The 13,849-nt window shown below is 75.6% G+C and carries 10 protein-coding genes; 4 read left to right on the forward strand and 6 right to left on the reverse strand.

Going from position 1 to position 13,849, the window contains the following annotated elements:
- Positions 1 to 149: 149 nt before the first annotated feature.
- Positions 150 to 2,570: a penicillin acylase family protein gene (locus ACIQPQ_RS10000; RefSeq protein WP_401302162.1), complete on the forward strand. Its 2,421-nt coding sequence runs from the start codon at positions 150 to 152 to the stop codon at positions 2,568 to 2,570.
- A 17-nt stretch (positions 2,571 to 2,587) separates the two neighbouring features.
- Here the strand turns inward: ACIQPQ_RS10000 and ACIQPQ_RS10005 are convergent, their stop codons facing one another.
- The 5 genes from ACIQPQ_RS10005 to ACIQPQ_RS10025 all read right to left on the reverse strand — a co-directional run bounded on the left by ACIQPQ_RS10005 (position 2,588) and on the right by ACIQPQ_RS10025 (position 9,968).
- The gene (locus tag ACIQPQ_RS10005; protein ID WP_401302165.1) at positions 2,588 to 4,207 is read right to left on the reverse strand and encodes an acyl-CoA synthetase; all 1,620 of its coding nucleotides are present in this window, start codon (positions 4,205 to 4,207) and stop codon (positions 2,588 to 2,590) included.
- Positions 4,204 to 5,319, reverse strand: coding sequence for an NAD(P)H-dependent flavin oxidoreductase (locus tag ACIQPQ_RS10010; RefSeq protein ID WP_401302168.1), 1,116 nt, complete (start codon positions 5,317 to 5,319; stop codon positions 4,204 to 4,206). The genes ACIQPQ_RS10005 and ACIQPQ_RS10010 overlap by 4 nt, the downstream gene beginning before the upstream one ends.
- A 145-nt stretch (positions 5,320 to 5,464) precedes the next feature.
- Positions 5,465 to 7,141: a phytoene desaturase family protein gene (locus ACIQPQ_RS10015; protein WP_401302171.1), complete on the reverse strand. Its 1,677-nt coding sequence runs from the start codon at positions 7,139 to 7,141 to the stop codon at positions 5,465 to 5,467.
- 74 nt (positions 7,142 to 7,215) lie between these two features.
- Positions 7,216 to 9,054: a protein kinase gene (locus tag ACIQPQ_RS10020; protein ID WP_401302173.1), complete on the reverse strand. Its 1,839-nt coding sequence runs from the start codon at positions 9,052 to 9,054 to the stop codon at positions 7,216 to 7,218.
- 59 nt (positions 9,055 to 9,113) lie between these two features.
- Positions 9,114 to 9,968, reverse strand: a complete 855-nt coding sequence (locus ACIQPQ_RS10025) for an oxygenase MpaB family protein (protein ID WP_401302176.1) — start codon at positions 9,966 to 9,968, stop codon at positions 9,114 to 9,116.
- A gap of 102 nt (positions 9,969 to 10,070) precedes the next feature.
- On the opposite strand from ACIQPQ_RS10025, the gene ACIQPQ_RS10030 reads away from it, so the two are divergent.
- Positions 10,071 to 10,868 (forward strand): hypothetical protein, encoded by a 798-nt coding sequence (locus ACIQPQ_RS10030; RefSeq protein ID WP_401302179.1) that lies wholly within the window; start codon positions 10,071 to 10,073, stop codon positions 10,866 to 10,868.
- On the opposite strand, the gene ACIQPQ_RS10035 is transcribed toward ACIQPQ_RS10030, so the two are convergent.
- On the reverse strand, positions 10,825 to 12,003 hold the full coding sequence (locus ACIQPQ_RS10035) for an acyl-CoA dehydrogenase family protein (protein ID WP_401302181.1): 1,179 nt from the start codon (positions 12,001 to 12,003) through the stop codon (positions 10,825 to 10,827). The two genes, ACIQPQ_RS10030 and ACIQPQ_RS10035, sit on opposite strands and share 44 nt — an antisense overlap.
- Positions 12,004 to 12,290: 287 nt before the next feature.
- Here ACIQPQ_RS10035 and ACIQPQ_RS10040 point away from each other — a divergent pair, with 287 nt between their 5' ends.
- Positions 12,291 to 12,656 (forward strand): DUF6479 family protein, encoded by a 366-nt coding sequence (locus ACIQPQ_RS10040; protein ID WP_383777541.1) that lies wholly within the window; start codon positions 12,291 to 12,293, stop codon positions 12,654 to 12,656.
- 181 nt (positions 12,657 to 12,837) lie between these two features.
- Positions 12,838 to 13,641 (forward strand): polyphosphate kinase 2, encoded by an 804-nt coding sequence (gene ppk2, locus ACIQPQ_RS10045; protein WP_383777539.1) that lies wholly within the window; start codon positions 12,838 to 12,840, stop codon positions 13,639 to 13,641.
- Positions 13,642 to 13,849 lie beyond the last annotated feature (208 nt).

Below are 13,849 nucleotides of genomic sequence, written 5' to 3' on the forward strand. Positions count from 1 at the left end.
GCGACGTCATGTCCGTTTTCTCCGGGTCAGGTTAGCGCAGCCCGCGGCGGGGTGCGGTACCGGCCGACCTCAACTGATCTCCCCCCAGCGGGACATACCCGCTGGTACGCTCCTCGCCGCCCCTTCCCCCGAAGACGCTGGGAGGCTCGATGCGCATCCGCGCGAGACGAATCGCCGTCGCGGCCGTCGCCCTGTTCACCGCCGCCGCGGGGTCGCTGCCCGCGTCCGCGGGCGAGCGCCAGGAGCGCGGCGGCGGACACCACCCGTCGGCGGGCGGTCTGTCCGCCGTGATCCGGTACACCGAGTACGGCATCCCGCACATCCTCGCCGACGACTACGCCGACCTCGGCTTCGGCACCGGGTGGGCGCAGGCCGCCGACCAGGTGTGCGTGCTCGCCGACGGATTCGTGACGGTGCGCGGCGAGCGGTCGCGGTACTTCGGCGCCGACGGCGTGCCCGACCAGTCGCTGTCCTCGGCGGCCCGCAACCTCTCCAGCGACCTGTACTTCCGCGGGGTCCGCGACAGCCGCACCGTGGAACGGCTGCTGGCGCGGCCCGCCCCGGCCGGTCCGAGCCGCACCGCGAAGGAGCTGATGCGCGGGTACGCGGCCGGGTACAACGCCTGGCTGCGGCAGAACCGGATCACCGACCCCGGCTGCGCGGGCGCCGCCTGGGTCAAGCCGGTCACCGCGACCGACGTGGCGGCGCGGGCGTACGCGCTCGCCGTGCTGGGCGGACAGGGCCGGGCCGTGGACGGCATCACCACCGCCCAACCCCCCACCAGCGCACGGCGGTCGGCCGCCGCGTCCACCGAGCCGGACCCGGCGGACGCCGCGCGGGCCGCCGCCGGCCTGTTCGCCGCGGACACCGCCGGCATGGGCTCCAACGCCGTCGCGTTCCGCGGCGACACCACCGCGAACGGGCGCGGCCTGCTGCTCGGCAACCCGCACTACCCCTGGCAGGGCGGTCGCCGCTTCTGGCAGTCCCAGCAGACGATCCCGGGCCGCCTCGACGTCGCGGGCGCCTCCCTGCTCGGCACACCGACCATGTCCATCGGGCACAACGCGCACGTGGCGTGGAGCCACACCGTCGCCACCGGAGTCCCCCTCAACCTGCACCAGTTGACGCTGGACCCGGCCGACCCGACCGTCTACCTCGTCGACGGCGTACGGCACCGCATGACACAGCGTTCGGTGATCGTGCCGGTCCGCGGCGGCCTCCCCGTCTCACGCACCCAGTGGTGGACCCGCTACGGGCCCGTCGTCACCTCGCTCGGCAGCACCCTCCCGCTGCCCTGGACGACGACCACGGCGTACGCGCTGAACGACCCCAACGCCACCAACCTGCGCGCCTCCGACACCGCGCTCGGTTTCAGCACGGCGAGGAGCACCGCGGACGTCCTGGGCTCGCTGCGCCGCAGCCAGGGCCTGCCGTGGGTGAACACGATCGCCGCGGACCGGGCCGGGCACACCCTGTTCACCCAGTTCCAGGTGCTGCCCCGGATCACCGACGGCCTCGCGGAACGCTGCTCCACGCCGCTCGGCCGGGCCACCTACCCGGCGTCCGGCGTGGCGGTCCTCGACGGCTCGCGCGGCGACTGCGGCCTCGGCCGGGACCCCGGCGCCGTGGAGGCGGGCATCTTCGGCCCGGCCGCCCAGCCCACGCTGCGGGACGCGCCGTACGCGGAGAACTCCAACGACAGTGCCTGGCTGGCCAACGCGGAGCGGCCGCTGACCGGGTACGAGCGGGTCTTCGGCACCGTCGGCACCCAGCGGTCGCTGCGCACGCGCGGCGCGATCGAGGACGTGTCGGCGCTGGCGGAGCGCGGCCGGCTCACCGTACGGGACCTCCAGCGGCAGCAGTTCGCCGACCGGGCGCCCGCCGGGGACCTGGCGGCGGCGGACGCGGCGCGGGCGTGCGCGGCGCTGCCCGGCGGGACCGCGACCGGCAGCGGCGGCGGCGCGGTCGACGTGCGGGAGGCCTGCGGGGTGCTGGCGGCCTGGGACCGTACGACGGACACGGGCAGCCGGGGCGCGCTGCTCTTCGACCGGTTCTGGCGGAAGCTGCCCGCGGCCCGGCAGTGGACGGTGCCGTTCTCGGCGGCCGACCCGGTGCGCACCCCGCGCACCCTCGACACCGGCTCGCCCGCCTTCGGCACGGCGCTCGCGGACGCGGTGGCCGAGCTGCGGGCGGCGGGCATCCCGCTGGACGCGCCGCTCGGGCGGCACCAGTTCGTGGTGCGCGGCGGGCAGCGGATTCCCGTGCCGGGCGGCACCGAGGCGCTCGGCGTGTGGAACAAGGTCGAGTCGGCGTGGAACCCGGCAGGGGGCGGCTACACGGAGGTGTCGACCGGGTCCAGCTACATCCAGGCCGTCGGCTGGGACGGCGGCCGCTGCCCCGTGGCCCGCACCCTGCTCACCTACTCCCAGTCCTCCGACCCGCTCTCGCCGCACTCCGGTGACCAGACGCGGCTGTTCTCGGCGCAGAAGTGGGTGACGTCCCGGTTCTGCGAGAAGGACATCCGGTCCTCGCCCGACCTGCGGGTGGTACGGGTGGACGACCGCCGCTGACACGGGCGTCGCGGCGTCTACAGGGAGCGGTCGCGGCCTTCCCAGTAGGGCTGCCGCAGCCGCCGCTTGTAGAGCTTGCCGTTGGGGTCGCGGGGCAGTTCGGCGACGAAGTCGACGCTCCGGGGCCGCTTGTAGGCGGCGAGCCGGTCGGCGCAGTGGGCGAGGAGGGCGGCGGCGAGGTCCGGACCGGGCTCGTGGCCGGGAGCCGGTTCGACGACGGCCTTGACCTCCTCGCCCCGGTCGTCGTGCGGGACGCCGAACGCGGCGGCGTCCGCGACCGCCGGGTGGGCGAGCAGGGCGGCCTCGATCTCCGCGGGGTAGATGTTGACGCCGCCGGAGATGATCAGGTCGATCTTGCGGTCCCGCAGGAAGAGGTAGCCGTCCTCGTCGAGGACACCGAGGTCGCCGACGGTGAAGAAGTCCCCGATCCGGTTGCGGCGGGTCTTGTCCTCGTCCTTGTGGTAGCGGAAACCGCCGGTGGTCATCCTCATGTACACGGTGCCGAGTTCACCGGGCGGGAGGCGTCGGCCGTCGTCGTCGAAGACGGCGAGTTCGCTGATCGGCCAGGCCCGGCCGACGGTGCCGGGCCGCTTCAGCCAGTCCTCGGCGGTGGCGAAGGCGCCGCCGCCCTCGCTGGCCGCGTAGTACTCCTCCACGCACGGCCCCCACCACTCGATCATGGCCCGCTTCACGTGCTCCGGGCAGGGCGCGGCGCCGTGGACGGCGTGCCGCAGGGAGGACACGTCGTAGCGGCGGCGGACGTCCTCGGGGAGGGCGAGCAGGCGGTGGAACTGGGTGGGCACCATGTGGGTGTGGGTGCAGCGGTGGGTGTCGATCAGGCGGAGCATCTCCTCGGCGCCCCAGCGGTCCATCAGCACCAGCGGATGCCCGAGGTGCAGGGACGCGCCCGCGAACTGGAGGACGGCCGTGTGGTAGAGCGGCGAGCAGACCAGGTGCACGTTCCCGTCGTGCGGGCGGATGCCGAAGATGCCGAGGAACCCGCCGAGGTACGCCTCCTCGGGGGCCTTGCCGGGCAGCGGGCGGCGGACGCCGCGCGGGCGGCCGGTCGTCCCCGAGGTGTAGTTCATGACCCAGCCCAGCGTCCGGTCCGCGGGCGCCGACTCCGGCTGCCCGTCGAGGAGTTCGGCGTACGGCCGGAAGCCCTCGGCCGGGCCGACGGCGTACCGGCGGTCGGCGGGCAGGGCGGCTTCGTCGGCGGCGCGGCGGGCCTGCTCGGCGTACCGCTCGTGGGCGACGAGGACCTTGGCGCCGGAGTCGGCGACGATCCAGGCGATCTCGGGGCCGACGAGGTGGTGGTTGACGGGGACGAGGTAGAACCCGGCCTGGGAGGCGGCGAGGTAGGCGGTGAGGAACTCCGGCGTGTTGGGCAGGACGACGGCGAAGGCGCCGCCGCGCTCCAGACCGGCGGCGCGCAGGCCGTGGACGAGGCGGTTGGCGTCGGCGAGGAGCCGGCCGGCGCTCCAGCGCGCGCCGTCGGCGGCGACGAGGACCGGGCGGTCCGGGTCGGCGGCGGCCTGCGCCCAGAAGCCGCTCGGCGGGGTGCCCGGGGCGAGACGGGAGCCGGTCGGGTCGGCGGGGGGTGTGCTCGGGGAGTCGCTGGGGGGTGTGCCCGTCACGGGGCGCTCCTTCCGGTTCCGGCGATGCGGTTGACGTCGGCGACGGCGCGGGCGAAGCCGCGGGTGAGGTCGTCGAAGACGGCGCGGACGCTGCGGACGTCGTTCATGCGGCCGACGATCTGCCCGACGGGCGTCCCGAGCAGGGGGTCGATCTCGTGCTTCTGGATGCGGGAGACGGCCTCGGCGACCAGGAGGCCCTGGAGGGGCATGGGCAGCGGGCCGGGCCCGTCCGGGTCGTCCCAGGCGTCGGTCCAGGCGGTGCGGAGCTGGCGGGCGGGTTTGCCGGTGAGGGCGCGGGAGCGGACGGTGTCGCCGGACCCGGCGGCGAGGAGTTTGCGGGTGAGCGCGGGCGAGTGGAGGTCGGCCTCGGCGGTGGTCAGCCAGAGGGAGCCGAGCCAGACGCCCTGCGCGCCGAGGGCGAGCGCGGCGGCGATCTGCCGTCCGCTGCCGATGCCGCCCGCGGCCAGCACGGGCAGCGGGGCGACGGCGTCCACGACCTCCGGGGTGAGCACCAGGGAGGCGATCTCCCCGGTGTGCCCGCCCGCCTCGTAGCCCTGCGCGACGACGACGTCGATGCCGGCGTCCCGGTGCTTGAGCGCGTGCCGGGCGCTTCCCGCGAGGGCCGCGACCAGGACACCGTGCCCGTGGGCGCGTGCGACGACGTCGGGGGGCGGGGAGCCGAGGGCGTTGGCGAGCAGCCGGATCGGGTAGTCGAGGGCGACGTCGAGCTGGCCGCGCGCCACCCGCTCCATCCAGCCGGTGATCCGCCAGCCCGACGGCTCCCCGTCGGCGAGGCCGGGCACCCCGTACCGGGCGAGGGTGTCCCGCACGAACCGCCGGTGCTCCTCGGGGATCATCGCCTCGACGTCGGCCTCGGTGACGCCCTCGATCCGCCGGGCGGGCATGACGACGTCGAGCCCGTACGGCCGCCCGTCGACGTGGGCCTCGATCCAGTCCAGGTCGCGCCGCAGGTCGTCGGGGGCGGTGTAGCGGACCGCGCCGAGCACCCCGAACCCGCCCGCCCGGCTGATGGCGGCGGCCACGGCGGGAAAGGGGGTGAAGCCGAAGACGGGGTACTCGACGCCCAGGTGCTTGCTCAGCTCCGTCTGCATGCGCGCAGGATGCCGCAGGGGTCCGGACGACGGAAGAGATTTTCTGATACTCCGTCAGATCGGTGGTGGGGCGGGCGGCTTCGGGGTGAACTCGGCGGGCGGGTCGGAGCGCATCGGGGCGAACTCGGCGGGCGGGCCGGGCGGTTCAGGCGTGTGTCACCTCCAGCACGGCCATCGCCGCGTTGTGGCCGGGCACTCCGCTCACGCCGCCGCCGCGCACCGCGCCCGCCCCGCAGAGCAGGACGTTGGGATGCGGGGTCTCCACACCCCACCGGCCGGTGGACTCCTGGGCGTGGGGCCAGGACAGGTCGCGGTGGAAGATGTTGCCGCCGGGCAGGCCGAGGTCGCGTTCCAGGTCCAGCGGGGTGCGGGCCTCGACGCAGGGGCGGCCGTCGGCGTCGGTGGCGAGGCAGTCCGCGATCGGTTCGGCGAGGTGGGCGTCGAGCTGGGCGAGGGTCGCCTTGAGGAGTTCCTCGCGGACGGCGTCGTTGTCGCGGTCGAAGAGGCGGGCGGGGGTGTGCAGGCCGAACAGGGTGAGCGTCTGGAAGCCGCGCGCGACCAGGTCGGGGCCGAGGATGCTCGGGTCGGTGAGGGAGTGGCAGTAGATCTCGGAGGGCGGGGCGGTGGGCAGGCGTCCGGCGGCGGCCTCGGCGTGGGCGGTGGCCAGTTGGGCGTACCCCTCGGCGATGTGGAAGGTGCCGGCGAAGGCCTCGCGGGGGTCGACGGCGGTGTCCCGCAGCCGGGGCAGCCGCTCCAGCAGCATGTTGACCTTGAGCTGGGCGCCCTCGGCGGGCTCCGGCGGGGCGTCGCCGGTGAGGGCGGCGAGGGCCTGCGGGGAGGCGCCCACCAGGACGTGCCGGGCGGCGGCGACTCCCTCGCCGTCGGCGGTGCGGTAGGTGACCTCGGCGCCGCGGCCGTCGGTGTCGATCCGGACGGCCTCGTGGCCGGTGGCGAGCACGGCGCCCGCCTCCCGTGCCGCGGCGGCCAGGGCGTCGGTGAGCGCGCCCATGCCGCCGACCGGGACGTCCCAGGCGCCGGTACCGCCGCCGATCACGTGGTAGAGGAAGCAGCGGTTCTGCTTGAGGGACGGGTCGTGGGCGTCGGCGAAGGTGCCGATCAGGGCGTCGGTGAGGACGACGCCCCGGACCAGGTCGTCGGCGAAGCGCGCCTCGACGGCGGCGCCGATCGGCTCCTCGAACAGGGTCCGCCAGGCCTCCTCGTCGTCGATCCGGCGGCGCAGCGCGTCCCGGCTGGGCAACGGTTCGGTGAGGGTGGGGAAGACACGCTCGGCGAGGCGGCCGGTCATGCCGTAGAAGCGGCGCCAGGCCTCGTACTCGGTGTCGCCGCCGGTCAGCCGGGCGAACGCGGCGCGGGTGCGGTCCTCGCCGCCGCCGACGAGCAGCCCGGTGGCCCGGCCGCCGCGCTCCACGGGCGTGTACGAGGAGATGGTGCGGCCCTGGACGCGGAACCGCAGGCCGAGGTCGCGCACGATCTTCGACGGCAGCAGGCTGACCAGGTAGGAGTAGCGGGAGAGGCGGGCGTCGACCCCGGCGAAGGGGCGGGTGGAGACGGCGGCGCCGCCGGTGTGGTCCAGCCGCTCCAGCACCAGCACGGAGCGTCCGGCGCGGGCCAGATAGGCGGCGGCGACGAGGCCGTTGTGCCCACCGCCGACGACGACCACGTCGTAGGCGCGGTTCCCGGCACGGGCCGCCGCACCGCCGGGGCCTGTGCCCCGCGCGCCGCCCCCGTCCTCGCCGCCGCCCGTGCCGCCGCCGTCCCGCTCGCCCCGGTGTCCGGTCCGCTGTCCCTCGTCTGCTGGCATGCCTCTTGGTAACACGGCGCGATCAAGGTCGGCCAGAGGGGCGCGGCCCGGACGGCACCGCCACGGCGGCACGGCTACGAGGGGTGCGTCTCCTCAGGGTGCGGCTCCGCGGTCCGCTCCTGCTCGGCGAGGCGTTCCCGGCAGCGGGCCTCGTCGGCGCGGGCCGCGCGGGTGTCGGGGTGGTCCGGGCCGAGGGCGCGCTCCCGGATCGCGGCGAGTTCGCCGTACGTCTCCAGCGCCTCCGCCCACCGCGCCGACCGGCGCAGCACATGGGCGACCTCGGCGCGGGTGGCGAGGGTGTCCGCGTGCAGCGGCCCGAGCACGCGCGCCCGGACGACGGCCGTCTCGTACGCCGCCCGGTACGCCTCCTCCAGCCGGCCGAGCCGGGCGAGGTTGACGGCGAGGTCGTGACGGCAGCGCAGGGTGTCGGGGTGGTCGGGGCCCGCGGCGCGCTCGCGGGCGGCCAGCACCGCCGTGTGGAGCTGGTGGGCGTCGTGGTGGCGGCCCAGGCGGCCCAGGGCCGCGGCCGTCTCCTGCCGGGTGGCGAGGGTCTCGGGGTGGTCGGGGCCGAGGACGCGCAGCCGGGCGTCGGCGACCTGCCGGTAGACGCGCAGGGCCTCGGCGGCCCGTCCGGTCCGGGCGAGGGCGGCGGCGGCCTCGTGGCGGCTGGTGAGGGTGTCGGGGTGGTCGGCGCCGAGCAGGCGGGCGCGGTCGGCGCCCACGGTGCGGTGCGCCTCGGCGGCCTCCGACCAGCGGCCGTCGCGGGCGAGCCCGACGGCGCTCTCGTGGCGGCCGGTGAGCGCGGTCAGCTCGCGCGCGGCGGCGGGGCCGGGCGCGGGCGGCTCGGGGCGGGTGCCGTGGGCGTCCACGCGGGTCCACCGGTCGCTCAGCGGCACGCCGGTGTCGGACGGCGGGACGACGGGCCGTCCCCCGGCGGCCCGGTGGCCGGGGGTCATGCCCCGGGTCCAGGACGGCAGCGGCGAACCGGGGCCGTTCTCCCCCGTGGGCGCGGACGGCGCGTCGGGCGGTTCGGGGGCGAGGGCGGGCAGGTACGGCGGGGTGGTGCGGCCGACGCTGATCCGCCGCTCCAGCTCACGGGCGTCCGGGGGCCGCTGGTCGGGCTGTTTGGCGAGGAGTTCGAGGATGACCCGGTCGAGGTAGTCGGGCAGGTCGGGCCGCTGCTCGCGGGGCGGGACGGGGACGGTGTCGCGGTGGCCGAGGAGGATCGCCCAGGGGTCGCCGAGGTCGAAGGGCGGGACGCCGGTGGCGATCTCGTACAGCACGCAGCCGAGGGAGTAGAGGTCGCTGCGCTGGTCGACGTCGGTGCCGCCGATCTGCTCGGGCGACATGTAGTGCGGGGTGCCGAGGGCGAGGCCGGTGGTGGTGAGCCGGGACGCGCCCGCGCCGGGGTCCTCGCCGAGGCGGGCGATGCCGAAGTCGCAGATCTTCACGGTGCCGTCGGTGAGCCGCACGATGTTGGCGGGCTTGAGGTCGCGGTGCACGACGCCCTGCCGGTGGGTGTAGTCGAGGGCGGCGGCGACCTGTTCGGCGATGTCGAGGACGTCGGCGACGGGCAGCGGCCGGTGCTCGGCCTCGTCGAGCAGGCGGCCGAGGTCGCGGCCGTCGAGGAGTTCCATGACGAGGAAGAGGACCCCGTCGGACTCGCCGAAGTCGTGCACGACGGTGACGCCGCGGTGCTGGAGCCCGGCCGCCACCCGCGCCTCGCGCCGGAACCGTTCGCGCAGCACGCGCGCGGCCTCCGGGTCGAGGTGCGGGGCGGGCGGTTTGAGGCACTTCACCGCCACCTGGCGGCCGAGGGACTCGTCCCGCGCCCGCCAGACCTCGCCCATACCGCCGCGCCCGATCGGCTCCAGCAGCCGGTACCGGCCCTGGATCACCTTGCTCTCCGCCATAGTGCGCCGCCGCCCCCGTAAACTGTCCGGCTCCCCCCTGGCCCGCCCAGTATGACGGTCTACCGCGCGGCTTTGTACGCCGCGGGTCGTACCTGCGGTCCGAGTCGCGCCATCGCGCCCAGCACGTTGCGCGGCGGCATCTGCCACCGCACCCGCGCCGGAACGGCCCGCAGCACGCCCCCAGCGACCCGCAGCCGCCGGGTCACCGTCGCCGCCGGGGGTGCCCCACGACCGTACAACTCCTGTGCGTACGACGGGAGGGAGCCGTACGCGAGGTCCGCCACCCGGCGCCACAGCAGGGCGCGGGCCGGGACGAGCAGGGGGTGCGCGGGCGGGCGCCGCAGGAAGGCGTCGACGGCGTGGGCGTCGTCCCCGGCGGCGAGCGCGGGCCGGGTCCGCGCGAAGTAGGCGGCCATGGCGGCCCGGTCGGCCGGTACGGCGTCGGGGTCCAGGCCCACCAGGCGGGCGGCGACGCGCTGTTCGGTGAGGTAGCGGTCGGCGGCCGCGTCGGTGAGGGGGTATCCGGAGCGGCGCAGGACGTGCAGGTAGGAGTCGACCTCGGCGCAGTGCACCCACAGCAGCAGCGCCGGATCGTCCACGCCGAACCGCTCCCCCGTGACGGGGTCGGCCGCCGACAGCCGCCGGTGGATGCCGCGCACCCGGGCCCCGGCCCGCTCGGCCGCCTCCGTCGTGCCGTAGGTCGTCGTCCCCACGAACCGGGCGGTCCGCGCCAGTCGCCCCCACGCGTCCGCCCGGAAGTCCGAGTTCTGCGTCACCCCGGCCACCGCGCGCGGATGCAGCGCCTGGAGATACAGCGCCCGGATCCCGGCGATCCACATCACGGGATCGGCGTGCGCCTGCCAGGTGACGCTGGACGGGCCGAAGAGTCCGGGGTCGGGGGTGTCGGGGGTCATACCCGTCCTATGCTCGGCGGCCCAGCCCGCCACACACGGGCCGGACGGTGCGGGACGGGGCCCGTGCGGGGAGCTGTCCGGCGGGGCGGCTACGGTGCGTGCATGTCGTACCGACTCGACGCCGTCGTGGGTGACTTCGACCGTCTACGGAGCTGGGCCGCCGGGGTGCCCGGGGCGGTGGTCGCCCCGCTGGAGCAGCGCCTGGGGCTGCTGCCGCTGTCCGACGCGCTCCGCGACGACCTGCCGCGCCTGCTCGGCGAGCTGTCCCGCGGCGGCCCGGTGGCCCGACTGGAGGCCGATTTCTGGGGCGGCGAGGGCGACCAGACCGCCGCCCTGTGGCGGGACGGCGCCCGGGAGTGGGGGCCGGTGCGCACCGCGGACTTCGACGGCCCCCGGGAGGACTGGCCGATCAACGCGGCGCTGGCCCGGCTCGGCGCGGCATCGGCCGGGCTCGGCGCTCCGGCCCACCGCGACCTGTTCGCGGAGGTCGGCCTCGGCCGGGGCCGCGACGAGGAGGACTGGCACCGGGCCGCGCTGGAGGCCCGCGACGCGGGCGGCTACGACGCCTGGCACACCCGGAACCGGGCGCTACGGGCGGCCGAGGAGCAGGCCGCCGCCGACCGCGCCGACGCCCAGCGGCTCGCCGGTGTCCCACTCCCCCTCGACGGCCGGGACATCATCGCCCTGCTCGGCCTCCCCCCGGGCCCGACCGTCGGCGCGGCCCTCCGCCACCTCCGCCGACTCCACCTCGACCAGGGCCCCCGCTCGCGCACACAGGCGGAGACCGCACTGCGCGCGTGGGCGGCGCAGCAGGGCCTGCCACCCGCGCCGGTGCAGCCCGGCGGCGACGGGACGCCTACCGGCGCACCCGCGGCATCCCCAGTCCGATCCACGCGATGATCTCCCGCTGGATCTCGTTGTTGCCGCCGCCGAAGGTGAAGATGACGGCGGAGCGGTAGCCGCGTTCGAGTTCGCCGTGGAGGACGGCGCCCGCGGAGCCTTCCTGGAGGGCGCCGGGGGCGGCGACGATCTCCAGGAGCCAGGCGTAGGCGTCGCGGCGGGCCTCGGAGCCGTACACCTTGACGGCGGAGGCGTCCTGGGGGGTGAGGGTGTTGTCCTGGAGGGCGGCGACCATCTGCCAGTTGAGGAGTCGCAGGGCGTCGAGGCGGACGTGGGTGCGGGCCAGGAGGCGGCGGACCCAGGGGAGGTCGACGACCCGGCGGCCGTCGGCCAGTTTGGTCTCCGTGGCCCAGCGCTGGACGTCGTGCAGGGCGCGGACCGCCATCGTGCCGTGGGCGGCGAGCGTGACGCGCTCGTGGTTGAGCTGGTTGGTGATCAGCCGCCAGCCCTCGTTCTCGGCGCCGACGCGGTGGGCGACGGGGACGCGGACCCCCTCGTAGTGGCTCGCGGTCGTGTCGTGCGAGGCCAGGGTACGGATGACGGTGCAGGAGTAGCCCGGGTCGGTCGTCGGCACCAGCAGGAGGGTGATGCCCTTGTGGGGCGGGGCGTCCGGGTCGGTGCGGACGGCGAGCCAGACCCAGTCGGCGGTGTCGCCGTTCGTCGTCCAGATCTTCTGGCCGTCGACGACGTACGTGTCACCGTCGCGCACCGCGCGCGTCCGCAGCGCGGCCAGGTCGGTGCCCGCGTCCGGTTCGCTGTAGCCGATCGCGAAGTCGATCTCGCCCGCGAGGATGCGCGGCAGGAAGTACGCCTTCTGCTCGTCGGTGCCGTAGCGCATGATCGTCGGGCCGACCGTGTTGAGGGCCATCAGCGGCAGCGGGACGCCCGCCTGCGCGGCCTCGTCGAAGAACACGAACTGCTCGGTCGGGGTCAGGCCGCGGCCGCCGTACTCCTTCGGCCAGCCGACGCCGAGCCAGCCGTCGGCGCCGAGGCGGCGGATCGTCTCCCGGTAGAAGCGCTTCGCGGCGACCGGGTCGGTGTGCCGGGCGTACGCGTTGTCGGGCACCAACGCGGCGAAGTAGGCGCGCAGTTCGGTGCGCAGCCGCAGCTGCTCGGGCGTGTGGTCGAGGTGCACGGCGCCTCCCGGCTGCCCAGGGCGGTACTCCTGACGGTCATCTGACGGCGCACACGGTAGAACGTGTTCCAGAAATAGGGAATGGCGGCGGCCGGGTCGCCGTACACCCCGGACGCCGGGGCGCGGCGCTCGGTCCAGAGGCACCCCGGAGCCGAGGCCGAGACCGGGACAGGGACAGGCACCGGGGCGCACCCACGCCCCCGCCCGGCCTCCCCAGCCCGCCGGGCCGCCTCCAGCCGCCCCGTCACCAGGTGGTTCACGTCCGCTATAGGGGGTATTCAGCCGATATGACTAACGCAACCGTGCAGCTGGCCGCCGCGAGCGGCCTGCTCAGCCTCGCGCTGTTCGTGGTGGGCATCGCCGTCGTGGCGATGCTGGCCGGCAGCTTCTGGCTGGGAGCGCGTATCAAGCTGCGCGAGCCGCCCCGGCCGCGCCCCGAGGAGCAGCCGCACCTGCCGCCCGACGGTCCGGTGCGCGAGATCCGGGAGAACCGGGAGCCCGACGAGGTGCCCCTGATCCCGAAGGACGGCCGCGCCCTCACCCCGTACGAGATCAGCAACGCCAAGACCCGCACCAGCTCCGACACCTCCCGCAAACGCTGGGCGCCGGGGAGCAGCGGCTCGTTCGGCGGGGGTGGGCTGGGGTCCCACTGAGGGACGTCCGCGACGCCGGGGCGCCGACGGGGAGGCGCCCCGGAGCTTCGATGGCGGGGCGTGACCGTCCGACCGCGCCCCGCACCCGGGGCCCCGTCGCCGCGCGGGTCCGCCGCCCGCGTCACCCGGTCCCGTACGGTGGGTCACCATGATCCGGTACCCGGCGAGGGGATGAGGCGGCATGGCCGACAAGAAGGCTGCGCGGGTCCCGCGCAAGGTGTACGAGACCGAACTGCTCAGGCTCCAGACCGAGTTGGTCAAGCTCCAGGAGTGGGTGCGGGCGGAGGGCGTGCGGCTGGTCGTTCTGTTCGAGGGCCGGGACGCGGCGGGCAAGGGCGGCACCATCAAGCGGGTCTCCGAGCACCTGAACCCGCGCGTCGCGCGCATTGTGGCCCTGCCGAAGCCGACCGAGCGCGAGCGCACCCAGTGGTACTTCCAGCGGTACGTCGAGCATCTGCCGGCCGCCGGGGAGATCGTGCTGCTGGACCGGTCCTGGTACAACCGGGCCGGGGTGGAGCGGGTGATGGGGTTCTGCACGCCGGAGGAGTACCAGCTCTTCCTGCGGCAGTGCCCGATCTTCGAGCGGATGCTGGTCGAGGACGGCATCCTGCTGCGCAAGTACTGGTTCTCGGTGAGCGACACCGAGCAGCAGGAGCGGTTCCGGCGGCGGCTGGAGGACCCGCTGCGGCGCTGGAAGCTGTCCCCGATGGACCTGGAGTCGATCACCCACTGGGAGGACTACTCCCGCGCCAAGGACGAGATGCTGGTCCACACCGACATCGCCGAGGCGCCCTGGTACGTGGTGGAGAGCGACGACAAGCGCCGGGCCCGGCTGAACACCATCGCCCACCTGCTGGCCACGGTGCCCTACCGCGAGGTGCCGCCGCCCGTCCTGGAGCTGCCCCCGCGTCCTCCGTCGACCGGGTACCAGCGCTCGCCGCGCGACCTCCAGAACTTCGTGCCCGACCACGCGGCACGGCTCTAGGCGTACGTCTCCGCTTCAGGCGTAGGGCTCCGCAGGACCTGCCTGGGCCGACCCTTGCCGCGCCCCGGCCCGGACCACCTCGGCCCGGCGCGGACCGTCCCTCTCGGCCGGGCCCCGCCCCGGCCCGGAGCGCGGGCAGGTTCTGGCGATAGCGGTCAGTATGCGACTTTCCGGCACGCGGCCGGTGTGAAGGCGCTGTGATGGCCCC

Origin of the sequence: Streptomyces sp. NPDC091281 (genome assembly GCF_044757425.1) — a bacterium.
Taxonomy (GTDB): Bacteria; Actinomycetota; Actinomycetes; order Streptomycetales; family Streptomycetaceae; genus Streptomyces.